General features: G+C 64.4%; 23 protein-coding genes. 4 read left to right on the top strand and 19 right to left on the bottom strand.

Annotated features, from left to right (window positions below; genetic code table 11):
• Positions 1-15: 15 nt before the first annotated feature.
• Entirely contained in the window at positions 16-2,538 is a 2,523-nt protein-coding gene (locus tag ACZ52D_RS10160) for an ATP-binding protein (protein ID WP_464441232.1), read from the bottom strand.
• Between the two features lie 58 nt (positions 2,539-2,596).
• Positions 2,597-3,103 carry a putative pterin-binding protein gene (locus ACZ52D_RS10155; RefSeq protein WP_464441231.1) on the bottom strand — a complete coding sequence of 169 codons (507 nt, stop codon included), beginning with the start codon at positions 3,101-3,103 and terminating at the stop codon, positions 2,597-2,599.
• Between the two features lie 237 nt (positions 3,104-3,340).
• On the opposite strand from ACZ52D_RS10155, the gene ACZ52D_RS10150 reads away from it, so the two are divergent.
• On the top strand, positions 3,341-3,955 hold the full coding sequence (locus tag ACZ52D_RS10150) for a response regulator transcription factor (protein ID WP_464441230.1): 615 nt from the start codon (positions 3,341-3,343) through the stop codon (positions 3,953-3,955).
• Positions 3,956-3,999: 44 nt separating this feature from the next.
• Here ACZ52D_RS10150 and ACZ52D_RS10145 read toward each other — a convergent pair whose 3' ends face one another.
• The gene (locus tag ACZ52D_RS10145) at positions 4,000-4,782 is read right to left on the bottom strand and encodes an IclR family transcriptional regulator (RefSeq protein ID WP_464441229.1); all 783 of its coding nucleotides are present in this window, start codon (positions 4,780-4,782) and stop codon (positions 4,000-4,002) included.
• Between the two features lie 225 nt (positions 4,783-5,007).
• On the opposite strand from ACZ52D_RS10145, the gene ACZ52D_RS10140 reads away from it, so the two are divergent.
• Complete coding sequence (locus tag ACZ52D_RS10140; protein ID WP_464441228.1) at positions 5,008-6,636, top strand: alkaline phosphatase family protein; 1,629 nt, start codon at positions 5,008-5,010, stop codon at positions 6,634-6,636.
• A gap of 119 nt (positions 6,637-6,755) precedes the next feature.
• On the opposite strand, the gene ccoS is transcribed toward ACZ52D_RS10140, so the two are convergent.
• The 5 genes from ccoS to ACZ52D_RS10115 form a co-directional block, all read right to left on the bottom strand.
• Positions 6,756-6,917 carry a cbb3-type cytochrome oxidase assembly protein CcoS gene (gene ccoS, locus ACZ52D_RS10135; RefSeq protein WP_369928738.1) on the bottom strand — a complete coding sequence of 54 codons (162 nt, stop codon included), beginning with the start codon at positions 6,915-6,917 and terminating at the stop codon, positions 6,756-6,758.
• Positions 6,918-6,945: 28 nt separating this feature from the next.
• A complete protein-coding gene (locus tag ACZ52D_RS10130) occupies positions 6,946-9,123 on the bottom strand; it encodes a heavy metal translocating P-type ATPase (protein WP_464441227.1) in 2,178 nt (725 codons plus the stop codon).
• A 4-nt stretch (positions 9,124-9,127) separates the two neighbouring features.
• Positions 9,128-9,592, bottom strand: coding sequence for a FixH family protein (locus ACZ52D_RS10125; protein WP_222454767.1), 465 nt, complete (start codon positions 9,590-9,592; stop codon positions 9,128-9,130).
• A gap of 3 nt (positions 9,593-9,595) precedes the next feature.
• Positions 9,596-11,035, bottom strand: a complete 1,440-nt coding sequence (ccoG, locus tag ACZ52D_RS10120; protein ID WP_464441226.1) for a cytochrome c oxidase accessory protein CcoG — start codon at positions 11,033-11,035, stop codon at positions 9,596-9,598.
• 198 nt (positions 11,036-11,233) lie between these two features.
• Complete coding sequence (locus tag ACZ52D_RS10115; protein ID WP_369928746.1) at positions 11,234-12,112, bottom strand: LysR family transcriptional regulator; 879 nt, start codon at positions 12,110-12,112, stop codon at positions 11,234-11,236.
• A gap of 476 nt (positions 12,113-12,588) precedes the next feature.
• Here ACZ52D_RS10115 and ACZ52D_RS10110 point away from each other — a divergent pair, with 476 nt between their 5' ends.
• Positions 12,589-13,281 (top strand): DUF2270 domain-containing protein, encoded by a 693-nt coding sequence (locus ACZ52D_RS10110; RefSeq protein ID WP_464441225.1) that lies wholly within the window; start codon positions 12,589-12,591, stop codon positions 13,279-13,281.
• Between the two features lie 89 nt (positions 13,282-13,370).
• On the opposite strand, the gene ccoP is transcribed toward ACZ52D_RS10110, so the two are convergent.
• From ccoP to ccoN, 4 genes are read right to left on the bottom strand one after another with little or no spacing between them, the layout of a single operon-like run.
• A complete protein-coding gene (gene ccoP / locus ACZ52D_RS10105; protein ID WP_464441224.1) occupies positions 13,371-14,240 on the bottom strand; it encodes a cytochrome-c oxidase, cbb3-type subunit III in 870 nt (289 codons plus the stop codon).
• The gene (locus ACZ52D_RS10100; protein ID WP_222454762.1) at positions 14,237-14,446 is read right to left on the bottom strand and encodes a cbb3-type cytochrome c oxidase subunit 3; all 210 of its coding nucleotides are present in this window, start codon (positions 14,444-14,446) and stop codon (positions 14,237-14,239) included. Before ACZ52D_RS10100 ends, ccoP begins: the two co-directional genes overlap by 4 nt.
• Before the next feature lie 11 nt (positions 14,447-14,457).
• Positions 14,458-15,186, bottom strand: a complete 729-nt coding sequence (gene ccoO / locus ACZ52D_RS10095) for a cytochrome-c oxidase, cbb3-type subunit II (RefSeq protein ID WP_464441223.1) — start codon at positions 15,184-15,186, stop codon at positions 14,458-14,460.
• 14 nt (positions 15,187-15,200) lie between these two features.
• A complete protein-coding gene (gene ccoN / locus ACZ52D_RS10090; RefSeq protein ID WP_222454760.1) occupies positions 15,201-16,814 on the bottom strand; it encodes a cytochrome-c oxidase, cbb3-type subunit I in 1,614 nt (537 codons plus the stop codon).
• Positions 16,815-17,018: 204 nt separating this feature from the next.
• Between ccoN and ACZ52D_RS10085 the strand changes: the two genes are divergently transcribed.
• A complete protein-coding gene (locus tag ACZ52D_RS10085; protein WP_464441222.1) occupies positions 17,019-17,858 on the top strand; it encodes a universal stress protein in 840 nt (279 codons plus the stop codon).
• 74 nt (positions 17,859-17,932) lie between these two features.
• Here ACZ52D_RS10085 and ACZ52D_RS10080 read toward each other — a convergent pair whose 3' ends face one another.
• The 7 genes from ACZ52D_RS10080 to ACZ52D_RS10050 all read right to left on the bottom strand — a co-directional run bounded on the left by ACZ52D_RS10080 (position 17,933) and on the right by ACZ52D_RS10050 (position 25,862).
• The gene (locus tag ACZ52D_RS10080) at positions 17,933-18,190 is read right to left on the bottom strand and encodes a GlsB/YeaQ/YmgE family stress response membrane protein (RefSeq protein ID WP_222454758.1); all 258 of its coding nucleotides are present in this window, start codon (positions 18,188-18,190) and stop codon (positions 17,933-17,935) included.
• 153 nt (positions 18,191-18,343) lie between these two features.
• Positions 18,344-19,072 (bottom strand): transcriptional regulator FnrL, encoded by a 729-nt coding sequence (gene fnrL, locus ACZ52D_RS10075; RefSeq protein WP_464441221.1) that lies wholly within the window; start codon positions 19,070-19,072, stop codon positions 18,344-18,346.
• Between the two features lie 159 nt (positions 19,073-19,231).
• On the bottom strand, positions 19,232-20,827 hold the full coding sequence (locus ACZ52D_RS10070) for an ABC transporter ATP-binding protein (protein ID WP_464441220.1): 1,596 nt from the start codon (positions 20,825-20,827) through the stop codon (positions 19,232-19,234).
• 134 nt (positions 20,828-20,961) lie between these two features.
• Positions 20,962-22,068, bottom strand: coding sequence for an ABC transporter permease (locus ACZ52D_RS10065; RefSeq protein ID WP_222454755.1), 1,107 nt, complete (start codon positions 22,066-22,068; stop codon positions 20,962-20,964).
• A gap of 3 nt (positions 22,069-22,071) precedes the next feature.
• Complete coding sequence (locus tag ACZ52D_RS10060; protein ID WP_222454754.1) at positions 22,072-23,154, bottom strand: microcin C ABC transporter permease YejB; 1,083 nt, start codon at positions 23,152-23,154, stop codon at positions 22,072-22,074.
• Between the two features lie 9 nt (positions 23,155-23,163).
• Positions 23,164-25,122 carry an extracellular solute-binding protein gene (locus ACZ52D_RS10055; protein WP_464441219.1) on the bottom strand — a complete coding sequence of 653 codons (1,959 nt, stop codon included), beginning with the start codon at positions 25,120-25,122 and terminating at the stop codon, positions 23,164-23,166.
• A gap of 230 nt (positions 25,123-25,352) precedes the next feature.
• Positions 25,353-25,862 (bottom strand): c-type cytochrome, encoded by a 510-nt coding sequence (locus ACZ52D_RS10050; RefSeq protein WP_369928766.1) that lies wholly within the window; start codon positions 25,860-25,862, stop codon positions 25,353-25,355.
• Positions 25,863-25,929: the final 67 nt, after the last annotated feature.

The raw sequence follows: 25,929 nt of genomic DNA, 5'->3' as shown, positions 1-25,929 counted from the left end.
CACTGGCCAGCTGCGTCAGGTAAGGCTGAGCGTCGGCTTGCCACTGACCCAGATCTCCCGCAGGGACCGGATGGCCGCCTCTGCCGCCGCCACATCCTGCTCCTGCGCGGCCTGTTCCAGGCCCACCAGCGCTTCGCGCACCTCCGCAAGCCCGAAGGTCGCGGCGCTTCCGGCGATCCGATGGGCCTCCACCGCGGTTTCCGCGGCAACCGGATCCTGCCCGGCGTCAAGGTTCTCCAGAAAGGCATCCAGCTCCGTTGTGAATCGGTTCAGCAAGGTTTGCAGCGCCTCACTCCCGACGGCTTCGGCAAGATCATCAAGGTACTGGGAGCGCGGGCTTTCCGGCGCAGCGTCTTGCGGAGATGCCGGTACATGATCGGCCACCAGCTGTAACAGACCGTCCCGCGTCAGCGGTTTGGTCAGAACCCCGTTCATCCCGTCGGCCATGAAGGCCTCCTGTTCCGAAGCCATGGCGTTTGCAGTCACCGCGATGATCGGCGCCTGCGACGAAGCCCCGGTCCCTGCGCGGATCGCCCTTGCGGCGCTGCGCCCATCCATCACCGGCATGCTGATATCCATGAGGATGATGTCGAACGCGGTATCTTCCGCAAGGTCCACCGCCTCCCGCCCGTTGTGGGCCTCGGTCACCGAGTGGCCCTGCGCCATCAACATTTCGCGCGCCACCACCCGGTTGATCTCATTGTCCTCCACCAGCAGGACATGGGCCTTCCGCGCGCCGTGGCCAGAAGACTGCGCATGCCGGTCCGCGATGGGTTCCGCGATGGGTTGGACCGGCAGATCGATGTGGAAGACACTGCCAGCGCCCGGATTGCTGTCGACGGAGATACTGCCGCCCAGCGCCTTGATGAACCGCTGCGCAATGCCCAGCCCAAGGCCGGTGCCGCCCACGTCCCGATCATAGGAGGTGTCACCGGTGGTGAAGTCGTCAAAGATCCGTGGCAGCAGCTCCGGGTCGATGCCAATGCCGGTATCGCGCACCGAGATCCGCAGGTTCATGGTGTCATCCGGGCCGGGGTCCGCCTTGGCCGTGATCCGGATACTGCCGTTCTTCGTGAATTTGACGGCATTGCCCACGATATTCATCAGGATGTGCTGCAAACGGTCCCGGTCTGCATGGATCCAATGCACCGGCGCCCCCTCCCATGCCCAGTCCAGACTGGTTCCGTGCCCCGCGGCGGCGCCGCCTTGGCTGTCGACAATGTCCTGCAAAAGCGTGCTGACGTTCATGTCCGCCGGGTGCAGCAGGAGTTTTCCGGCATCGAATTTGGTAATGTCCAACACGTCGGACACATGGTTTTTCAGCAACTTGCCCGAGATCTGCATGTTCCGAACGTAGCGCGCCTGCTTGTCGCTCAGCGGCGTGTCCTCAAGCAGCGAAAGGTTGCCCAGAAGCCCGTTCAGCGGCGTGCGGATCTCGTGGCTCATTGTCGCCAGGAAATCGGTTTTCGCCTTTTCGCCCGCCATCGCCCTGTCGCGCGCCAGCACCAGCTCCGCCTCGGCCTGCACCTGGCTGGAAATGTCCCGCAGGAAGGCAATGAAAATCTCCCCGTCCTTGGTGTCGGCCGACTGAATCGCCAGTTCGACCGGAAACACGTCCCCGTTCGCGCGCAGGGCTTCCAGTTTGAAACGGCCACTGCCAACAACGCGTTTCTCCCCACGCTCCCGAAGCCGTGCCATCCCTGCCTCATGCGCGGCCCGGTACTGCTCCGGGACGATCAGCTTCCCGAGGTCCTGACCGATCGCCGCATCGGCGGAATGGCCGAATATCTGCTCGGCGGCGGCGTTGAAATCCAGAATTCGCCCCCAGGTGTCGGCAACGATCACCGCGTCCAGCGACGTGCCGGTGACGATATTCATCCGCTCACTGGCTTCGATCGCCTGCGTCCGCCGCCGAACGTTCTGCGCGTTCAGAACCGCAAGGTAGCACACCAGAACCACCAGCGCCGCAACCAGCACGGCAATGGCCCAGGCCAGTTGCTTCAACGTGTTCGACAGGGCGTTGCGACGAAAATCGGAATCCTCGGCAAAGAAATTCAGCCCCGAGACCGACAACCGCCGAACGCTCGGGCGGATGGCCGTCGTCTCGGCCCGCAACGCAGGCAGTGCGGCCTGAAATGCAGTGATATCGCTGTCGATGATCGGAACCGCGCGATCCAGATAGTCACCGACCGTCGCCAGGTGCCGGGCAAACTCCTCCACCTGACGCAGCTCGTGATAGATTGACGCCTGTCCCAGCGTCCGGATCCGGCTGTAGAACACATCGAATTTGCGCCGCAGACTGCGGATATCGGGCACTTCGTTCGTCTGCACCTGCGCCAGGGCCAGCCGGAAGTGAAGAAATTCGACCTCGGTCTGCGACAATGTCCACTGGATATTGTCCGAACTGGCCGAGCTCAGCTGTCGCAGATCACGCGAAACGTTGAAGGCCAGCAGCGCAATTGCCACCAGCCCCACTACGGCGGCCACGAGCAGGACTGCGAGCCGTAACCCGAGCATGCTGCGCATTTTGCCGACCATCGCCATCTTCCTCAAGTGCAGGTAGCCAGGGGCACCGATGCCGCACCCCCGCGTGTCGCTATTCGATCACCTCGATCCGGTCCAGCTGCCAGATGCTGCGGGAATAAACCACTTCTGATTGATATTCCTTTTTGCTGTCGTAAGGGTAAACAATCCACAGCGGCCCCTTGTCGCGCACTGACATTTCCTCACCGTTGAGCTTATACGCGATGATCGGCCCGTCTTCGACCGCATCGCTGATCGGAATATCGACCGCATAATCATTGATCGCGGTCGCTCTCAGCGTGGTGCCGGACATCCCCAGGTTCTCGACCAACGCACTCAGCGGCACCCCCTCGAAAGTCTGCACCCCCTGCGTCCAGATGGTGGAGGTTTCGAATTCGACGGTGCCCAGCTCTTGCAGCATCTCAAGGTCAAACTGCACCGCCTCGGCCTCCGCCTGGTCTGCCATCGGGCCGGTTACGGTCAACAGCACCTCCCCGGCGGGGTCTGCCTGGCTGGCGGCCGCAAAGGGCAGCATGGCCAACATGGAAATGGCAATCGTCTGGAGCGCGCGGCGAAGCATGTCATGACCTTCCTTGGTTGAGCTGTCCCACGTATCGCACGTGGGCAGGACAGGGCCAAAAGGTTAGACGGATACCCCCCTATCCTTTCGAATAGGCACAGCCGCGCCCCGCTGTCCGATACCCCGCTTGCCGTGCCGCCGATTTCCCGCCAAGCTGTGACGAATACGTGCCAATTTTGCCGTGCAAGCGCCGCAAACACCGGTTACGTCTTGTAGGGCGAGAGCAAGGAGCTTGAGATGAGAGTACTGATTGCCGACGATCACGACCTGTTGCGCGATACACTTGTCCTGTTCCTTGAAGGCCAGGGATCCATCACCACCAGAACCGCTGCGGATCTGGACCAGGCTTGCAAACTGATCGAGACCGAGGACCCTTTCGACCTTGTGCTTCTGGACCTCAACATGCCCGGCATGGACGGGCTGAACGGATTGAAGCGGGCCATGGAGCTGAAGGATGGGCAACGGGTCGCCCTGATGTCCGGCACCGCAACCCGCCAGATCGCCGAGCAGGCGCTGGAGGCCGGGGCGGCAGGATTCGTTCCCAAGACCCTGTCCGCGAAATCGATGATCAACGCGGTCAAGTTCATGGCCATGGGAGAGCAATATGCCCCCATCGATTTCATGACTGCGACGGAAACCGAGGAAATCCATCCTCTGGCGGAAAAGCTCTCCCCGCGCGAGCGTCAGGTTCTGAAAGGCCTGACCGAGGGCAAGTCCAACAAGGAAATTGCCCGGGATCTGGAGATTTCCGAACCCACGGTGAAGCTGCACATGAAAACGCTTTACCGAAAGCTGGAGGTTACCAACCGCACGCAGGCGGCGCTGGCCGCACGCGAGGCCGGGCTGTACTAGCCGTCAGATCGGCGCGGCACTCGCATTCCCCTGCGGTGCAAACCTTACCCAACGCTCGCAAAGGCTGCGCCGATCCGTTGCGCGGCCAGTTTCAGCCGGGCCAGGTGTTTGTCTGCCACCTCCTCGACGCTGTAGTCACTGGCATTCCACACCAGGTTCATCGCCCCAATGGCCGTGCCCCCGGCAATGACCGGCACCGCGATTGCAGCCGGCAGCGCGCCGTAATCGACTGCGCGCCCCCAATATCCGGATGGGCGCACTGCATAACCCCGCTCGGCAATCTGGCCAAGGATTTGCGCAAGGCGGGGAAAGGCCTCCGCGTCCTCGCGGGGCAGGCGCCCGAACAGCTCCCGCAGGGCAACCACCCGGTCCTCCCCCGACAGCGCGGACAGATAGGCCGTGCCCAGCGCAGAGAGAACCGGCGACGGGCGATAGCCCACCGTGTCGGGGTGCACCCCATGCATATTGAAGTTCCGTGAGGTGTCGACGATCTCGATCCTGCCGCCACCAACGGCCACGGCCAGATCGACGGCCAGCCCGGTGTCCCGACTGACCGCCAGCACTTCTTCCTTGCCGACAGCCACCATCAAATCCGCGTATCCCTCGGCCCGCTCTTCCTGCGGGAAGGCCGAGCCAACCTGGTATCTGCCGTCACTGCTGCGGCGGGCCAACCAGCGGCGCGCCTCCAGCGTGGCGCAGATCCTCAGCAGGGTTGCCTTGGGTAATGAGGTGCGGTCGGCCAGTTCCGCCAGAGAGCAGGTGCCGCAGCGCTGGACCGTCTCCAGCACGGTCAGCCCCCTGTCAATCGAGCGGTTCAGTTTCATCATGCTGCGTTCCACCTGATGAAACACCTATTCGACAACAGTGAACCTGTTCAATACCTTTTCAGCAAGGCGCAACGTTGGCGCTGCCCCCGGTGTCGGAACACCGATCGGGCACGCCGTGTGCTTGAGGAGCTGGGTGTGACCATCCCCTAGATTGCCCGCGCCTGACCCCAACGTCCCAGGGCGCGCGCGCTGCGCGCCTCGCCTGCCTGAAAGTGAGCTGTCACCATGCCTCGAAACGTTCTCTTCATCATGTGCGACCAGCTGCGCTGGGACTATCTGTCCTGCACCGGTCATCCCCACCTGCCCACCCCGAATATCGACCGACTCGCCGAAAAGGGCGTGCTGTTCGACCGGGCCTATGTGCAATCACCGATCTGCGGGCCGTCGCGCATGTCGTTTTACACCGGACGCTATGTCAGCTCGCACGGGTCCACCTGGAACAACATTCCGCTGAAAGTGGGGGAAATGACGCTGGGCGACCACCTGCGCCCGCTGGGTGTGCGCACTGCGCTTGTCGGCAAGACCCACATGACCGCGGATGTCGAAGGCATGCGGCGGCTGGGCCTGGCCCCCGACAGCGAAATCGGGGTGCGTGTTGCGGAATGCGGCTTTGAGCCCTACGAGCGCGACGACGGGCTGCACCCGGATGGCCCGCGCTACCCCCGGAACCCGGCCTATGACCAGCACATGAAACAGCGCGGCTGGCCCGATGAAAACCCTTGGCAAAGCGTCGCCAACAGCGCCGAGGATGCCGACGGCAACATTCTCAGCGGCTGGTTCCTCGACCATGCCGACAAACCGGCCCGCGTCGCCGAAGAGGACAGTGAAACCCCCTACACCACCAGCCGGGCGATGGATTTCATCCGCGAGGCAGGTGACACGCCCTGGTGCCTGCACCTGAGCTACATCAAGCCGCATTGGCCCTATATCGTGCCAGCGCCCTACCACGACATGTTCGGCCCCGAAACGCATCTGCCACCGGTGCGCGACGAAGCAGAGCGCGCTGCTCCGCACCCGGTTTTCGGCGCTTTCATGGAAGAGCGCGTCTCCCGTGCCTTCACCGACGAGGGCACGCGCACCCGCGTCCTGACCGCCTATATGGGGCTGATCAAGCAACTCGACGACCAGATCGGGCGACTGATGGCCTTCCTCGATGAGCAGCGCCTGACCGACGACACGATGATCGTCTTCACCTCCGACCACGGCGACTACCTCGGCGATCACTGGATGGGCGAGAAGGAGCTGTTCCACGATGCATCCGCCCGCATCCCGTTGATCGTGGTCGATCCCCGCCCGCAGGCCGACGCCACCCGCGGCCTGCGCTCCGCGGCGCTTGTCGAAGCGATCGACGTGGTGCCCACTATCCTCGACTATTTCGGCGGCGAACAGGTGCCCCACATCATAGAGGGGCGGTCGCTTTCTCCGATCCTGCATGGACAGGCCGAGAAGGTCCGCGAGGTCGCGGTTTCGGAATACGACTATTCGATGCGCGATGTCCGCAAGCGTCTCGGCGTCGCGGTCAAGGATGCCAAGCTGACCATGCTGTTCGACGGTCGGTGGAAATACATCTTTGCCGAAGGGTTCCGGCCGATGCTCTTTGATCTCGAAACCGATCCTGACGAACTGAAGGATCTTGGGGCCGATCCGTCCCACGCTGACGAAATCGCGCGGATGGAGAGGTTGTTCTTCGACTGGACCCGGCGAACCTCTCAGCGCACCACGATTTCCGATGCGGTGATCGCGAGCCGGAATGCAAGCCTGGGAGAGGCACAGGTGGGAATCCTGATCGGCTATCGCAATGAGGACGAACTGCGCGACGCGCTGGCAGAGGCAGCCCAGCAAGAAAAGTCCTGAGCGGATCATTGGCGAGAGGCCGGTCGCTCCCGGTCTCCGCGCCACCGCGGCGAACCGCCCGCCGACACTGACTGGCCTCTCACAAGGGGGCGCTGCCGAAAGGCCTGGGCGGGGCGCGGTCAGTCCGGGCGAGGCTTGTCGTCCCAGTCGTCGTTCAGGATCCGGCGCGAGTCCCCTTCAGGGTCATCATACTGGTTGCTGCGCACCGTATAGACAAAGGCGATCAACCCCACCGAGCCGAGAAACAGCGAAATCGGGATCAGATAGGCAAGCACACTCATATGAGGCTCAGCTCCTGCTTGGCCGCGCCTAGCGTAGGCGCAGGGCGTTCAGCGACACCGTTATCGAAGACGTGGACATGGCCAGGGCCGCGATCAGGGGCGTCGCAAGTCCGGCAACCGCCAGCGGCACGGCGACCACGTTGTACAGCGTGGCAATGCGGAAATTTTCGCGGATGCGGCGGGTCGCCTTCTGCGCCACGCTGCAGGCCTCGGCGATGGGCGTCAGATCCTGCCCCAACAGGACGATATCCGAGGCCACCCGCGCCGCATCCAGCGCCGAGGCGGGCGAGATCGACACATGCGCCGCCGCCAGCGCCGCGGTGTCATTCAACCCATCACCCACCATCAGCACCTTGTGCCCGCGGTTCGTCAGCTTTTGCACGCGGGCGGATTTTTCGTCCGGCAGGGCCTCGGCAACCCATTTGGAAATCCCCAGACGCGCGGCCAGCTCCTCGACCGCCCCGACGGTATCGCCCGAGATCAGCAGCACCTCCTTGCCTGCTGCGCGCAGGGCGGCCACCGCCTCCGCCGCGCCGGGGCGCAGCGCATCGGTGAACAGAAACGGTTTTGCCTCTCCGGTGCCGACATCCAGCCAGGCCGCCGTCTGACGGCCCTGCACGGCACCGACCCAGGCCGCGCGTCCCAAGCGCACCACCCGCCCCCGATACATCCCCTCGGTGCCATGGCCGGGCACCTCGGCAATCTGTTGCACATCGGCCGCAGCAATGCCCGCGTCCCGCGCCGCACGGGCCAGCGCCACCGACAGCGGATGCGCCGAGGCCTCGGCCAATGCCAGCGCAACCGCAAGATCTTCCGTGGCATGTTCCTGCAGGTTGGTCAGCTGCGGCGTGCCCGCCGTCAGCGTACCGGTCTTGTCAAAGACCACGGTATCGACCTCCGCCAGCCGCTCCAGCGCGGTGGCGTGTTTGATCAGCATGCCGCGTTTGAACAGCCGCCCCGAGGCCGCGGTGGTCACCGCAGGCACCGCCAGCCCCAGCGCGCAGGGACAGGTGATGATCAGCACCGCCGCGGCGATGTTCAGCGCCATGCGGATGTCAAAGGTCCAGAGGTACCAGCCGACAAAGGCCAGCGCCGACAGGATATGAACGCCGGGCGCATAGAGCTTGGCCGCGCTGTCCGCCAGCGAGGTATAGCGAGAGCGGCCCGACTCGGCGATGGCCACCAGATCCGCCATCCGGTGCAGTGAGGTGTCCTCTCCCACCGCCGTCGCGCGGATGGTCAGCGGGCCGGTCAGGTTCACCTCGCCCGCCGACACCGCAAGACCCGGGGCGGCATAGACCGGCAGCGTCTCGCCCGTCAGCAAGGAGCGGTCCAGCTCCGACTGGCCGTCGATGATTTCGCCATCCACCGGCATCCGCCCGCCCGGGCGCACCAGGATCAGATCGCCGACCGCCAGTTCCGCCACGGGCACCTCCTGCGCGCCGCCATCGCCAAGTCGAAGCGCGCGGGGCACCTCCAGCGCCGCCAGTTCCTCCGCCGCAGAGCGCGCCACCGCGCGGGTGCGGTAATCCAGATAGCGCCCGGCCAGCAGAAAGAAGGTCAGCGTCAGCGCCGCGTCGAAATAGGCGTGCTCACCCGACAGCGCCGTCTCCCACAGCGAGGTCACCAGCGCCAGCACCAGGGCGAGTACGATCGGCACGTCCATGTTCAGCCGCCCCACCCGCAAGGCACTCCAGGCGTTCACGAAAAACGGCTGCGCCGAGAAGATGACCGCCGGAAAGGTAATCGCGGCAGAGATCCAGTGGAACAGATCACGGGTCGCGTCCGATGCCCCGGACCAGACTGAAATCGACAGCAGCATCACGTTCATCGAGGCAAAGAAGGCCACCGCCAGCCGCATCAGCAGATCGCGCCCTGCCCGGTCGCTTCCGGTGGTGGCAAGCGCGGCGAGATCCAACTCATGCGCCTCATGCCCGACCTTCGCCAGCACCGGGATCAGGTCGGCCGCGCGCAACTCGGGCTCGGCCTCGATCAGGGCGCGCTTCAGGGTCAGGTTCACCCGCGCCGAATGCACGGCTGGGTGGGCGTTCAGCGCGCGCTCCACCGTCGAAATGCAGGCCTGGCAATGAATGCCCGGCAGGGACAGCGCCAGACGGGCCTCGGTCGGGGGGGCCTCGACGGGGACCTGCGGGGCGGCAACGCAGGCCGGGCAGGCGGCGAGCGAGGGACGGGGTTGGACGGTCATGGCCCTAGCCCTTCACATGCAGGATCACCCGCTGGGTGAACTCGGTACCGTTCCTGGCCCGCGCCACCATGCGGATGTTCCAGTTACCCGGCCCCAGATCGGCCGCGGCCACATAGGCGGTGCCGTCAAAGGTGAACTGCGGCTGCTGGTCATCCTGCACATGTGTCGCCCGGCCCAGCGTCGCGGTCAGCTTGGCCACCTCGACCGGCTGGCCATCTGCATCGGTGATCTCCAGCCGCACCGCGTCGCCCGCAGCCGATGCATAGACCGACCAGCCCAGCGCCTCCTGCGCGCTGCGGCGCTGGTCGAACTGCTGGCTGGCCACGTAGGAGTTCTTCACCTCCAGCCCCGGAAAGGTCTGTACCGCGTTTACCGCCAGCGCAATATTGACGCCAATGATCACCGCAAAGGCGCCGCAGAACACCATCAGCGCATGTTTCCCGGTGAATTCCCGTGTTCGCTTCACCATGGCTCAGTTCCCCCGTCCGTTGAAAGTGGTATCCTTGTAGGCCCGCTCCCCGCTGTCGCGATCCTCGACCCAGATCCGCACCGGGCTCGTTGCCGCAGCAGAGGCAGGCGCCTGTGACGGGGCGACGATGTAAACCCGTTGCAGCAGCGCGGTATCGGCGGGCACCTCGACGATGGTGCCGTCCACGCCCTCCAGCGCGATCCTCATGCCCTCGCCGCCCTTGATCGACAGCGCGAAGGGCCGCGCCTCGCCGTGCTTGTTGCGCAGTCGCACGTCGTAGGTATTGCGGATCGAACCGTCCGACAGGGTGACAAACGTCGGGTTGCGCACCGGCGCCACTGTCAGTTCGACGTCGGAGCGGATGAACAGGGCAAACAGCAACCCCAGCCCGACCAGCCCCCACAGGGCCGTGTACATGACCGTGCGCGGCCGCAGGATATGCGTCCAGACTTTCCTGGGCGGCTTTCCTGCGCGCTCCTCGGCCTCATCGGACAGCGCCATGTAGTCGATCAGCCCGCGTGGTTTGCCGATCTTTGCCATCACGTCGTCACAGGCGTCGATGCACAGCGCGCAGGTGATGCATTCCATCTGCTGGCCGTCGCGGATGTCGATACCCATCGGGCAGACGTTGACGCAGGCCATGCAGTCAATGCAGTCACCCTGCGGCTCCGGAACTGCGGCGGCGGGTGCCTTCTTCAGCTTGCCGCGCGGCTCACCGCGCCAGTCGCGGTAGCCGACGGTTAAGGTGTCCTCGTCCATCATGGCCGCCTGGATGCGCGGCCAGGGGCAGGCGTAGATACAGATCTGCTCGCGCGCGAAGCCGCCAAAGAGGAACGTGGTCAAGGTCAGGATCGCCATCGTCGTATAGGCCACGGGGTGCGCATTCAGCGTCACCAGATCGCGCAGCAAGGTCGGCGCATCGGCAAAGTAGAAGACCCAGGCGCCGCCCGTCGCAAGGCCGATCAGCAGCCACGCCACCCATTTGGTCAGACGCAGCCGCGCCTTGCGCAGATCCCAGCCCTGCTGGCGATGCAGCCGCAGCCGGGCATTGCGGTCGCCCTCGATCCAGCGTTCCACCAGGATGAACAGGTCGGTCCAGACCGTCTGCGGGCAGGCATAACCGCACCAGACTCGCCCCAGCGCCGAGGTGAACAGGAACAGCCCCAGCCCCGCCATGATCAGAAGACCGGCGACGAAATAGAACTCATGCGGCCAGATCTCGATCCAGAAGAAGTAGAACCGCCGCCCGGCCAGATCCAGCAACACCGCCTGGTCCGGCAGGCTGGGGCCGCGGTCCCAGCGGATCCAGGGCGTCAGGTAGTAGATACCCAGCGTCACCGCCATGATGTACCACTTCAGGTTCCGAAACTTGCCGGAGACGCGCCGCGGAAAGATCGGCTCACGTGCGGCATACAGGCTGGGGGCGGGTTCTGAATCGCTCACGGACTCACTCCGGATTATGGCTGTCTTGCGCCCTTGTCCCAGATGCGGCGAGCGGCAACTTTGACGTGGATCAAAAAAGGCATCACACAATCATGTTTTCGCGCCGAACCTGATGTCCCGCAGGCAATCCGCCACCTATGCCTGTGCGCAACCCGCCGCCAGAGGCACGATGCCGCAGCGCCTCCCCCGGACCTGCGGCTATTGCGCCCGCCCCCGTTCGCGCCGCAACCACGCGATGAAGGCGCGGGCCTCGGGGCGCAGAACACCGGGGCGCGTGACGATGTGATAGCCGCTGCCCTCCGCTTCGGTGAACAGGGCCAGCAGGCGCCCCTCGGCGAGGTCTTCCTCGACGAAGTTCTGCACGCTGACCGCCACCCCCTGCCCGGCCCGAACGGCCTGCATCAGCAGGTTGCCGGGCAACCGGGTGCGTGGGCCACGCAGACTGTCCTCGACCCCTTGCGAGCGGAACCACCGACTTGCCTCATTGGTGCCCAGCTCTTCGAGCCAAGGCAGATCCAGCAGATCCGCCGCAGTGTCGACCCGACGCCCCGCCAGCAGCTGCGGCGCCGCCACCACCACCATCGGAGAGACCAGCAGCAACTCCGCCTCCAGCCCCGGCCACTGGCCATCACCGTATCGCAACGCGATCTCGACGCCGCCCGGCTTCAGTTCGACCAGCGTGCCGGTCGGGTCCAGCATCAGCTCGACCTCGGGGTGTTCGCCCTGAAAGCCCGGCAATCGCGGCACCAGCCATTGCGCCGCGAAACTGGGGGTGCAGGTCACATGCAGGGGCCGCGCGGCGCTCGCACCGGTCAACTCCTGCACCGCCGCCTGCATCGCGCCAAAGCCCAGCAAAAGCGCGCGCGCCAGATGCTCACCTTCCGCGGTCAACGCCAGAGACCGCCCGGAGCGATCCACCAGCGCGACCCCCAGATGCGCTTCCAGCGCCCGCAACTGCTGGCTGATGGCAGCGTGGCTGACATTCAACGCCTGTCCCGCCTGCACCAGATTGCCGCTTTCGGCAAAGGCGCAGAACGCGCGCAGCCCCGCCATAGGCGGCATGACCTTCCAATCCATATGTAAGCCAAACTTACAGATACTGATTTTTCTTAACTGGCAGGAATCGCGCCCCCGCGCAAGGATACAAGGGTCGAAAGACCCAGCCACTTGCCCAAGGAGGGCCCACACATGATCGGTATTCTTGCCCAGAGCCTCTTCACCGCGACCCGCATCACGCCCCCCCAGACCAAAGCCGGTAACGACAGGTCCCGCACTGCCGCCGCGCCCTCCAAACCCCACGCGGCAAACGCAAAAAGCGCCGGCTTTCCCAGAAACGCGCGAACAGATCGGAAAGCCGGCGCAGCGCCCGCCGGGCCTGCACGTCTGCCGGGCGGGATCACATGCCACCCCTGAAGGGGGATGGAGGGGCGGCAATCAGGTGTCTCGATCACCTTTACCGCCCCGGCTGCCCGCGCGATTTGATCCTGATCAAACCGCCTGCCCGAACCGGGTAAAAACTTGCCCTGCCCGGGCAAGGCACCTACGCTCAAATCATGGGCACAAGTAAAACGGCACCGCATCCGGACACCCACCGCGCACCGCTGAGCGCGGCAGAGGTGGGCGCACTGGCGCATCTCTACCGGGGCGAAATCTACCGCAGCACGATCTGGCGCACCCGGCTGGACACCACCACCAACTGGGCGGTGGTGACGCTGGGGGTGGCGCTGTCGATCTCCTTTTCCTCGCCCGAAGCCTCGCCGCTTCCACTGATCCTGGTCGGGGTGCTGATCATCTTCTTCCTGATGCTGGAAGCCCGCCGCTACCGCTATTTCAACGTATTTCGCGCCCGTGCCCGCTGGATGGAGACGCATTTCTATGCCCCGATGCTGACCGAAGGCGACCTGCATCTGGAAGAAAACTGGCAGGCCGTTTTGGCCCGGGACTACCTGCGGCCAGAATACCACGTCAGCCAGATGACGGCGATCGGGCGGCGGATCCGGCGCAACTACTTCTGGATCCTGCTGATCCAGACCCTTGCCTATGCCGGCAAGATCGCGGTGCATCCCACCGCCGTGACCTCGCTGGAACAGGCCGTCAACCGTGCCGACATCGGCCCCTTCCCAGGCGAGTTGGTTTTGGCCACCGGCGCCTTCTACGTGGCTCTGTGGGGCGGGATCAGCGCCTGGAGCACCTGGAGCGACAGCCGACGCGCACATCTGCGCGGGACCGCGACCTCCATGGGGTGATCCGCGGATCGCTTCAGCCCACCAAGGGCAGCACGAAAAAGGGCCACCCGCGCGGGATGGCCCTTTCTGTCACGATTGCGGTGACCAACCTACTCGCCGCCGCCCAGCTGATGCACATAGGCCGACACCGCGCGGATCTGCGCCTCGGTCAGCCGGGTGTTCCAGGCCGGCATCACGCCATAGCGCGAATTTGCCACGGTCTCGGTCAGGGTCGCGTAGTCGCCACCATAGAGCCAGATCGCATCCGCCAGGTTCGGCGCGCCCTGGCTGCGGTCGCCAGTGCCGTCAGCCCCATGACAGGAGGCACAATTCTCCGCAAAGACTTCTGCCCCGGCAGCAACCTCGGATACATCCTGCGGCTCCCCCGACAGCGACATGACGAAATTGACCACCTGCGAGATCTCTTCCTTCGCCAGCAGCTCGTCGCGGCCGAAGGCGGGCATCTCTGAATAGCGCGCCTCGTCGCTGTCCTCGTTCCGGATACCATGGGCAACGGTCACATGGATCTCCTCCATGGACCCGCCCCACAGCCAGTCGTCATCAAGCAGGTTCGGATAGCCCTTGGCCCCCGCCGCGCCCGAGCCGTGACACTGCGCGCACCAGGTCTTGAAGACAGCAGAACCGGCGGAGACCGCATAGGGCCCCAGCTCGCTGTCGCTGGCGATGGCCGTCAGATCGGCCGCTTCCAGCCGCGCATTCATCGGCGCGTTGGCTTCCTCGACCGCGGTGATTTCGGCGGCGACATCTGCGCGCGTCGACCAGCCCAGCACCCCCGCCGTGGCGCCATTGATCAGCGGCCAGGCCGGATAGGCCACGGTGTAGAGCAGCCCCCAGATGATGGTGGCATAGAAGGTCCACAGCCACCAGCGCGGCATCGGGTTGTCGAATTCCTCGATCCCGTCCCACTCGTGGCCGGTGGTATTTGGATCGCCGTCGAATTTCTGTGCTTTCTTGCTCATGCCTTTGCCTCCTTCTTGGCAGCGGCGTCAGCCGGACCGGCGGGCGCTGGCGCGTCGTCATGCCGGAACGGAATATTGGCGGTGTCGCGGTAGACCCTGGTGCTGCCGGGCCGGAACGCCCAGATCACCACCCCGATGAAAAAGCTCAGCAGGAACAGCATCATCCAGCTGTCTGCGAATTGCCTCAGCAGCGTATAGAACTCCATCTCCGCCCCCTTTACCGGCTTGCGTCCGGGGTGAAGGTCGAGAAATCGACCAGCGTGCCCAGCATCTGCAGATAGGCGATCAGCGCATCGGCCTCGGAAACCCCCGGTCGGCCGTCAAAGTTGCGCACGTTGATGTCCTCGCCATAGCGTTCGAGCAGCCCGTCATAGTCACTGTCAGGATCGGCCTGGGCGCGGAAGTCGGCCTGCGCCTGCGCGATCATCTCCTCGGTGTACGGGGTGCCCAGCATGGCGTTGGTCGCCATCACCTCGCCGATGTATTTGCCATCGATACGCGTCTCCTCGAGGAAACCGTATTTCGGCATCACCGACTCCGGCACCACCGCCTGCGGGTCGCGCAGGTGGTCGGCGTGCCACTCGTCCGAGTAGCGTCCGCCAACACGGGCAAGGTCCGGCCCGGTGCGCTTGGAGCCCCACTGGAACGGCCGGTCATACATCGACTCCGCCGCCAGAGAATAGTGGCCATAGCGTTCGACCTCGTCGCGCATCGGGCGGATCATCTGGCTGTGGCAGACATAGCAGCCCTCGCGGATGTAAACCTCCCGGCCCGCCAGCTCGAGCGGGGTGTAAGGGCGCATGCCCTCCACCTTCTCGATGGTGTTTTCCAGGTAGAACAGCGGCGTGATCTGCACCAGCCCGCCGATCGTGACGACCAGGAAACTGCACACCAGAAGCAGGGTCGCATTGGTCTCGAGGATCTTGTGTTTGTCGAGAATAGACATGGTTTCCTGGCTCCTTATTCAGCCGGGACCGGTGCCGTCAGGCTGGCCTCTTTGGCCGGTGCCTTCCGGACAGTCATCCAGAGGTTGTAGCACATGATGATTGCGCCCGCGAGGAACATGACCCCGCCCAGACCGCGCACCACATACATCGGGAATTTCGCGGCGACGGTGTCGGCAAAGGAGTTCACCAGGAAGCCGTTGGCGTCCACTTCGCGCCACATCAGGCCTTCCATGATGCCGGTGACCCACATCGACGCGGCGTAGAGCACGATGCCGATGGTGGCGAGCCAGAAGTGCCAGCTGACCAGCGACAGCGAATACAGGCGTTCCCGCTTCCACAGCACCGGCACCAGGTAGTACAGCGCACCAAAGGTGATCATGCCGTTCCAGCCGAGCGCACCGGAATGCACGTGGCCGATGGTCCAGTCGGTGTAATGCGACAGCGAGTTCACCGCGCGGATCGACATCATCGGCCCTTCAAAGGTGGACATGCCGTAGAAGCCGACAGAGATCACCATCATGCGGATCACCGGATCGGTGCGCAGCTTGTCCCAGGCGCCCGACAGGGTCATCAGCCCGTTGATCATGCCACCCCAGCTGGGCATCCACAGGATCACCGACATCACCATGCCCAGCGTCGAGGCCCAGTCCGGCAGCGCGGTATAGTGCAGGTGGTGCGGGCCGGCCCAGATATAAAGGAAGATCAAGGCCCAGAAGTGGATGATCGACAGCTTGTAGGAGAAGACGGGACGCTCGGCCTGCTTTGGAATGAAGTAATACATCATGCCCAGGAAGCCCGCGGTCAGGAAGAAGCCCACGGCGTTGTGGCCATACCACCACTGGATCATCGCATCCTGCACGCCCGGCCAGACGATCACCGACTTGGAGCCCCAGATCGACACCGGAATGGTCATGTTGTTGACCACATGCAGCATGGCAACGGTGACGATAAAGGCTAGGTAGAACCAGTTCGCCACATAGATATGCGGCTCCTTGCGCTTGATGACCGTGCCCAGAAAGACCGCGAGATAGGCGACCCAGACGATGGTCAGCCACAGGTCAACGTGCCATTCCGGTTCGGCGTATTCCTTGGACTGGGTGGAGCCGAACAGGTAGCCGGTCGCCGCCAGCACGATGAACAGCTGGTAGCCCCAGAACACGAACCACGCCAGGTTACCGCCCCACAGCCGCGCCGCGCAGGTGCGCTGCACGACGTAGAACGAGGTGGCGATCAGCGCGTTGCCCCCGAAGGCAAAGATCACTGCCGAAGTGTGCAGCGGCCGCAGGCGGCCGAAGTTCGCCAGCCCCTCGGCCCACTCGAAGTTCAGGGAAGGAAAAGCCAGCTGGAAGGCGATGAAGGTGCCGACCAGGAAGCCCACCACGCCCCAGAAGGCGGTGGCGATCGTGCCAGCGCGGATCACGCTGTCAAAGTACTCGTTTTGCGGATGCGCCGCCGTCGCGGGGACCGGTTCTCCGGTCTGGCGCAGCGTGTAAAGAAACAGCCCTCCAGCCACGATCATCACAATGACCGCATGCACCTGATAGGCCAGATCGCGCGCGTAGTTGGTGCCGATCATCGCAAACAGCGTGACCAACCCAAGCGCTATCAGCTTGATATAATTAGACATCTTGCGTCCCTTTGCCTGCACTCCGCGAATCTTGCGCCCCGGAGGCATGTTTTGACCGTGCCCTTGATGCCGCAGGCGCATCCTTGCCGCCTTGATCTGCATCAAGACGTCAGAAGGCGACATGTGACACTTGTACAGGTGCAGTGAAATGTCGCGCCCGGCCCCTCGCAGCGGCTGGCGTCGGCCCGTCAGGAGATGTGCGAAATGGCCTACAAATCCGTGTTAACCGTCTTGTCCGCCGCCGAAAGCGCGTCGGCACCGCTGGCCCAAACGGCCGCGCTGGCCGACGCCTTTGGAGGCCACGCAGAGGCGCTGTGCCTGGGCGTTGATCGCACCCAGACCGGCTATTACTATGCCGGGGCCAATGCGCTGGTGTTGCAGGAAAGCCTGGCCCGCGCCAGCGAAGAGGCCAAGGCGCTCGAAGCCATGGCGATAACCACGCTGGAGGCCGCGGCCGTGCCCTTTTCCACCGACACGGGCGTCGCTCAAATGGCGGACCTTGGCCGCCATGTGGCGCGCCGGGCCCGGTTCTCGGATCTGGTCGTGCTCGGCCAGCCCTACGGGGAAGGCAAACGCGCCGAGGCCGAACCCATCGTCGAGGCCGCCCTGTTCGAAGGCCGCGCCCCGGTCCTGGTGGTGCCGGATGCGCAGGCACCGCTGCGGCAGCCCGGAACCGTCGTGGTGGCCTGGAACGAAAGCCTCGAAGCGATGACAGCCGTGCGCCATGCGCTGCCCTTCCTGCGGCAGGCCGATCTCGTCCGCCTCGCGGTGATCGACCCGCCCCAGCACAGCAGCGAGCGGTCGGACCCCGGCGGCCTGCTGGCGCAGATGCTGGCCCGCCACGGCGTCACCTGCGAAATCGACGTGCTCAGCAAGACCCTGCCACGGGTGTCCGATGTGCTGAACCGCCACGCCGCCGACACCGCCGCCGACCTCATCGTCATGGGCGCTTACGGGCACTCGCGCTTTCGCGAGGCGATCCTGGGGGGCGCGACCCGCAACATGCTCGAGCAGGCGCGCGTGCCGGTGCTGATGGCGCACTGACCGCCACGGCGGTTTCAATCCCGCTTGGCATCCAGCCGGTCAGCAAGGCGCCCTGTCACGGGGCGCCTTCAGGGTTAGCTGGCCTTGCGGATCAGACCGATCAGGAACAGCAGGATCACGGCGCCGATCGTGGCATGGACCAGCGACCAGAAGAAACCGCCCCCCGCGGCAAAGCCAAGGGCGGGAAAGATGACACCGGCCAGAAACGCGCCAACCACGCCGACGATGATATTGCCCAGCAGGCCGAACCCGCGCCCCTGCATGATCTTGCCCGACAGCCAACCGGCCAGCGCGCCGACGATCAACATCCCGATAAGACTTCCAAACTCCATTGCGGCCTCCTCAGCGTTGCACAAGTGGCAGTAGAGCACAGGCCCTCGCTGCGGTCAGCCCATCACGGTCGCAAACCGCGCAACCGTGACCACAAGGCCCGGCGGCGAGGGCGCTGTCACAGCCCGATGCGGCCGCCCTGGCGGCATCCGGGATCAGTCTTCGCTGTCGGTGCCTGCCTCGTCCAGCAGGCGCGTCATGTCCGGCACCGTGACATGGCGTTTGCCCGCCAACTGGATAACACCGTCGCGCTTCAGCGCCGACATCTGACGGCTGACCGTCTCCAGCGTCAGGCCGAGATAATCGGCCATCGCCTCGCGGGTCAGCGGCAGATCGAACTCGGCGGTGTCGGTGTCGCCCCCCGGCGTCAACGCCGCGTTGCGGCGAGCGATGATGGCCAGCAGGCTGGCAATCTTCTCCCGGGCGGTCTTGCGGCCCAGCACCAGCATCCACTCCCGCGCGGCATCCAGCTCGTCCAGGGTCATCTCCAGCAGCCGGTGGGCAATATGCGGGGTGCGCTCCATCAGATCCTCAAAGGGCTTCTTGCGGAAACAGCACATCACGAGGTCGGTGGTGGCGACCACGTCATAGGCGGCGCCATCGCGTCCCGGACGGCCAACGAAATCACTCGGCAGCAGCAGCCCGACCATCTGGGTCCGCCCATCTTCCATCGTCTGCGTCAGCGAGGCGATACCGGTGACGACCGAGCCAACGAAGCTCATCTGGTCGCCGGACCAAATGACCGGCTGGCCGGCTTCATAGCTGCGGTAGTACTTGATGGCGTCCAACTGCTCCAGCTCATCAGCGTCGCAGCGGGCGCAAACGGCACGGTGACGGATCGGGCAGTCGGCGCATCTGGACTGGGACAGGACAGGCGCATTCATGAGAGGATCCCGTTTGATCTGGGTCAAGGCAGGCCTTGGCCTGTCGGCCACAACCTAGTGGAAGCAGCCACAAAGCTCAATCGGGGCGGCCCGGATTAATGCCGGTCGCCCGCTGCGCCCTGCTGCCGCAGCTGACCTGGCGGCGCGGCTCAGCCCCCCTCAGCCCCCGGCCGCGGCCAGCAGCTTGCGGGTGTACTCGGCCTTCGGGTTGGCAAACAGCTCCGCCGCCGGCCCTGCCTCGACCACGTCGCCCTGGTTCATCACCACCACGCTGTGCGACATCGCCCGCACCACGTTGAGGTCATGGCTGATGAACAGGTAGCCCAGCCCGTGCCGCGCCTGCAAATCGCGCAGCAGCTCGACGATCTGCACCTGCACCGTCATGTCCAGCGCCGAGGTGGGCTCGTCCAGCACCACCAGCTTGGGGCGCAGCACCATGGCGCGGGCAATCGCGATGCGCTGGCGCTGGCCGCCGGAGAATTCATGCGGGTAGCGGTCCATCGCCGCCGGGTCGAGGCCGACCTCGCGCATCACCTCCGCCACCAGCTCGCGCGGCTTGCGGTGCTGGTCCACCTTGTGGATGGCCAGCCCCTCGGCAATGATCTGCGCGCAGGTCATCCGCGGACTGAGCGAGCCGAAGGGGTCCTGGAACACGATCTGCATGTCCTTGCGCAGGCGGCGCAGCTCGCGGGTGGACCATTTGCGCAGGTCCTGGCCGCAGAAGGTCACCGCGCCCTCGGACGCGATCAGCCGCATGATCGCCAGCGCCAGCGTGGTCTTGCCCGAACCACTCTCGCCGACGATGCCCAGGGTCTCGCCCGCGCGCACCCGCAGCGACATCGGGTTCACCGCCTTGACGTGCCCCACGGTGCGTTTCAGCAGCCCGCGCTGGATCGGGAACCAGACCTTGAGGTCGCGGGCCGAGACCAGCTCCTCCGCGTCCGGTGCCACCGGTTTCGGCTGGCCCGAAGGCTCCGCCGCCAGCAGTTTCTGCGTATACGGATGTTTGGGCGCGGCAAAGATCTCCGCTGCCGGGCCTTCCTCGACGATCTCGCCATTCTTCATCACGCAGACCCGGTCGGCAATGCGGCGCACGATGGCCAGATCATGGGTGATGAACAACAGCCCCATGCCCTCGCTTTTCTTCAGCTCCGCCAGCAGGTCGAGGATCTGCGCCTGAATGGTCACGTCCAGCGCCGTTGTCGGCTCATCCGCGATCAGGATGTCGGGCTTGTTGGCCAGCGCCATGGCAATCATCACCCGCTGCCGCTGGCCGCCGGACAGCTGGTGCGGATAGGCGCTGAGCCGGTTTTCCGCATCGCGGATGCCGACCTTGTCCAGCAGCTCCAGAATCCGCGCCCGCGCCGCCTTGCCTGCCAGCCCCTGGTGCAGCGCCAGTGATTCCGCCAGCTGGCGCTCAATCGTGTGCAGAGGGTTGAGCGAGGTCATCGGCTCCTGAAAGATGAAGCTGATGTCATTGCCGCGCACCTGCATCAGGTGCTTTTCATCCGCGCCGACCATCTCCTGCCCGTCGTAGGTGACCGAGCCCTCGACTATCGCGCTGTCACCCAGCAGCGACACGGTGGACAGCGCCGAAACCGATTTGCCGGAGCCCGACTCGCCCACCAGCGCCACGGTCTCGCCGCGGCCGACGGAAAAGGAGACGCCGCGCACGGCCTCCGTCAGCTTGCCGTCCTGACGGAAGGAGACGCGGAGGTTTTGGACGTTCAGAAGGGGAGCGTTTGTCGTGGTCATTTATTCTGCGTCTCCGGTAACCCAGTTTCCGCCCGGGACGTTTGCGGCCCGGGCTGCGCCTGCCTGCCCCTCGGCAGGCGCATTTGCGCCCGCCCAGGCAGGCACAGCCCTCGCGTTTGTCTCCAAAATTACCCTCATGAAAACGTCTTCCGCGGGTCGAAGGCATCGCGCACGCCCTCAAAGATGAACACCAGCAGCGACAGCATGATTGCGAAGGTAAAGAACGCGGTGAAGGCCAGCCAGGGCGCCTGCAGGTTCTGCTTGGCCTGCAACGTCATCTCGCCCAGCGACGGCGCCGAGGACGGCAGCCCGAAGCCGAGGAAATCCAGCCCCGCCAAAGACGAGATCGTGCCAGTGACGATGAAGGGCATCATGGTCAGCGTCGCCACCATCGCATTGGGCAGCATGTGGCGGAACATGATCGTCATGTTGCCGACCCCCAGCGCCTTGGCCGCGCGCACGTATTCCAGGTTGCGCGCGCGCAGGAACTCGGCCCGCACCACGCCCACCAGCGCGGTCCAGCCGAACAGCACCATCAGGAACACCAGGAGCCAGAAACTGCGCCCCAGCACCGCGAACATGATGATGATGACATAGAGCGTCGGCGTCGCGCTCCAGATCTCGATCGCGCGCTGGAAGATCAGGTCGAGCCAGCCGCCGAAATAGCCCTGCACCGCACCTGCGATGATGCCCAGAACCGTCGCCGCGCCGGTCACGATCAGGGTGAACAGGATCGACAGGCGGAAGCCGTGGATCACCCGCGCCAGCACGTCGCGCTTGGTATCGTCGGTGCCCAGCCAGTTCTGGCTGTTGGGCGGCAGGGGCGCCGCGCCGGGGCGGTCGACGGAGGTGTTGTAGCTGTAGGGGATCGGCGGCCACAGCGTCCAGCCTTCGTAGAACCCTTCGGCCTGATAGGTGCCCGCATCGATCTGCTCCAGGATGCCCTCGGGATCGTCAAAGCAATCCTCGATGCCGCCGGAGCGGATCAGGCATTCCACCTCCGGGTCGCGGTAGGGCGCCTCGGTCTGGAAATCGCCGCCGAATTCGGTCTCCGGGTAGAACTTGAAGATCGGCGTGTACAGCTCGCCGCGGTAGCTGGCGAGGATCGGTTTTTCATTGGCCAGGAAATCGGCGAACAGCGACAGCGTGAACAGCACCGAGAAGATGATCAGCGACCAGTAGGCGCGCTTGTTCTTGCGGAAATTGTTCCAGCGGCGCTGGTTCAGGGGGGAAAGTGCCATGGCTCAGCCCTCCCGCTTTTCAAAGTCGATGCGCGGATCGACCAGCACATACATCAGGTCCGAAATGATCCCGACCACCAGGCTCATCAGGCCAAAGATGAACAGCGTGCCGAAGATCACCGGGTAATCCCGCGCCACCGCGGCCTCGAACCCCAGCCGCCCCAGACCGTCGAGCGAGAAGATCGTCTCGATGATCAGCGAACCGGAAAAGAAGATACCGATGAACACCGACGGAAAACCCGCGATCACGATCAGCATCGCGTTGCGGAACACATGGCCGTACAGCACCCGGTTCTCGCTCAGCCCCTTGGCGCGGGCGGTCATCACATACTGCTTCTTGATCTCATCAAGGAAAGAGTTCTTGGTCAGCAGCGTCAGCGTCGCAAAGGCACCGATGGTCGAGGCCAGCACCGGCAGCGCGATGTGCCAGAAATAATCGGCCACCTTGCCCAACAGGCTCAGATCCTCCCAATTGTCCGAGGTCAGCCCGCGCAACGGGAAGATCTGCCAGTAGGAGCCACCGGCAAACAGCACCAGGAGCATGATTGCAAACAGGAACGACGGGATCGCATAGGCCGCGATGATCACGCCGCTGGTCCAGGTGTCGAACCGCGAGCCATCCGTCAGCGCCTTGCGAATGCCCATCGGGATCGAGATCAGATAGGCGATCAGCGTCGACCACAGGCCAAGCGAGATCGATACCGGCATCTTTTCCAGCACCAGCTCGGTCACGCCGATCTTGCGAAAATAGCTCTCGCCGAAATCGAACTGTACGTAGTTCCACATCATGTTGATGAACCGCTCCAGCGGCGGCTTGTCGAACCCGAATTCGCGTTCCAGCTCCTCGATGAACTCGGGCGGCAGGCCCTGGGCGCCCGCGTAGCGATCCGTGGCGCCGCCGGATTCGATCTCGGCGCCGCTGCCACCGGCAAAGCCCTCGAACACGTCACCGGCGCCCTGCTGCTGGGCGATGATCTGCTCGATCGGGCCGCCGGGCACGAATTGCACCAGCACGAAATTCACCACCATGATGCCGAACAGCGTCGGGATCACCAAAAGCAGGCGTCGAAGAATATAGGCTGCCATGTCGGGGAGTTACCTCAGCGCGCCGGACGCCTTCAGCGCCGCTTCGCGTTCGGGGTCCACCCACCACAGGTCCAGGTAGCCCAAAGTGAAGGGCGGCAGCGTCTCGGGATAGGCATACATGTCGTAGTAAGCGGTCCAATATTCCGCGACATACCCGTCGGGGATCACGAAGAACTCGTAGCGCAAGGCGCGGTCCAGCGCCATCAGCGCCGCGTCCTGCTCTTCCTGATTGGTGGTGTCGAAGGACCCCTCGAGGATTGCGTCCACCAGCGGGCTGGCGAGGCCCGCGGGGTTGAACAGGCTGAACTCCGCCTCCTTGGAGCCATACATCTGCGTCAGACCGCCACCGGTGGTCAGAAACGCGCCATACCGGTCGGTATAGACCATGTCGTAATCCCGTTCCCGGCTGCGCAGCGTGAACTGCGCCGGATCGACCTTCTCCGCCGAGGCATCGACGCCGATGGCCTGCAGGTTCTGAACATAGGTTTCGATCATGGTGGCGACGGATCCCGTCATGTTGGACGGATAAGGGATGTTCACCTTCAGCGTCCGCCCCTGCGCATTGCGCCGCAAGGCACCATCGCCCACAGGCCAGCCAGCCTCGTCCAGCATCTGCGAGGCCTTGCGCAGGTTGCGGCGGTCGTTCAGCCGATCCGGCTTCGAGGTATGGGTGGTGACCACTTCATTTTCCAGCACCTCTGCCGGCACCACGTCCCCCAGGCTCTGCAGGAACGCCAGTTCCGCGCCTTCGGGCACGCCGGTGGCCTCCAGGTGGGTGCCTTCGACAAAGGAGTCGCGCTGCGTGCTGAGACCGAACAGCAGCGATTCATTCACCCATTCAAAGTTGAACGCCAGCGCCAGTGCCTTGCGCACGGATTTGTCGGCAAACTGCGGCTTGGCCAGGTTGAACACGAACCCCGAGGGCGATGGCGGGCTGCCATCCGGGATTTCATCCATCACCACGCTGCCCGCCGCCAGCTTCGGAAAGTCATAGCCCGAGGCCCAGCGCTTGGCGTCGGTTTCCTGGCGGAAGGTGTATTCGCCCGCCTTGAAGGCCTCGAACGCGGCGGTCTGGTCCGCGAAATACTCCACCCGGATGCGGTCATAGTTGTAGCGGCCGCGGTTCACCGGCAGATCCTTGGCCCAATAGTCATCGCGGCGGGTGTAGACGATGCGACGGTTGACGTCGAAGCTCTCCAGCTTGTAGGGGCCCGAGCCCACCGGCACCTCCAGGCGCGGCTCATCCAGGCGGCGGTTTTCCGGGTCTTCCTCGAACCACGCCTTGGAGAACACGGTGGTATTGCCGACGGTCTCGATCAGGCTGCGGCGGCTGACATCGGGGTGGAAGGTGAATTTCACCGTCAGGTCGTCGAGCACCTCGGCGCTGGTCACCATATGGCCCACCGCCTGCGCATAGGACGGCAACCCCTGGGTGATGAACAGCTTGTGGCTGTAGACAACGTCATGGGCCGTCACCGGCGTGCCATCCCAGAACCGTGCCTCGGGGCGCATGTGGAAAATCACGTAGTTGCGGCCCTCGTCATACTCCAGGCTCTCGGCCAGCAGGCCGTAGTACTGGCCGATGGAGTCGTCGGAACTGACCAGCAGGCTGTCATACTGGATCGTGGTCAGCGCCCCGGCGCGACCTTTGCGGGAATAGGGGTTGAGCGAATCGAAGGTGCCCGACGCCCCGAGCGAAATCTCGCCCCCTTTGGGCGCATCCGGGTTCACATAGGCAAAATGCTCGAAATCGGCCGGGTAGTCGAGATTGCCGAAATAGGAATACCCGTGGCTGGTGATGACCTTGTCAGCGGCCTCCGCCTCGGGCGTGCCCTCTGCCTGCGCCAACGTCGCCGTCAGCGCCAGGATCAGCGACAGCGCCAACATCTGCGCGAACATCACTGCGGTCTGCATCGGATACGCCCGTTCCTTCACGCCTGCCCGCGCCACAGCCTGAGCCGTTTTCATCTGCCTTGACCTCCTGTTGCCCGGTGCCTGCCGCCGGAGTTTTCTGCCATCCCAAGCTAATGTCCGCCCGCGGTCACTTTCAAGTTGAGATTGGAGGATTTCCATCACCATCCGTCACAATCAGGACAATCCCCGCCCAGCGCTCGGCCACACGGCAAACACTTGCCCAAACGGCAAAAAAGCCGCTGCCCGGGGCAGCGGCTTTTTCGGATAGCTGGGACAGCGACGGATCAGTCGTCGAGGCTGTCCAGATAGGCGATCAGGTTCACCCGATCCGACTGTTTCTTCAGCCCGGAGAACGACATGGTGGTGCCGGAAGCATAGGCCGACGGCTTGGCCAGGAAGGCATCCAGCTCTTCCGGCGTCCAGTCCTTGTCCGCCAGGGCGGTCAGAGCACCCGAATAGCCGAAACCGGAAACCGAGGCGATATCACGGCCAACAACCCCATACAGATAGGGACCCGTGGCGTTAGCGCCATCTTCCAGCTTGTGGCAAGCCGAGCACTTCTTGAATACTTTTGCGCCTTTGGCGACATCAGCCGAGGCCATCAGCTCGTCAAAGCTGACCTCCGGCTCGTCGCTGGCCGCGTCATCGGCGGAGGCGACTTCGATCACGTAGGCAGCCTCTCCGTGGCTGTCCACGTGATACAGTTCTTCTGCGGCCCATTTGCCCAGGAGGAATACCAGGAACGCGCCACAGAAACCTGCGGTCGCTTTGGTAAGGGTCATTGTGTCAAACATGAATCGCGGGTCCATTTAGCTGTCTGGGGGGGTGTCTAAGGCTTCCCCTCGCCAGTGGCAAGGTATA

The organism is Leisingera sp. S2M4 (genome assembly GCF_055398055.1).
This window is presented reverse-complemented; position numbering and strand designations above follow the sequence as displayed.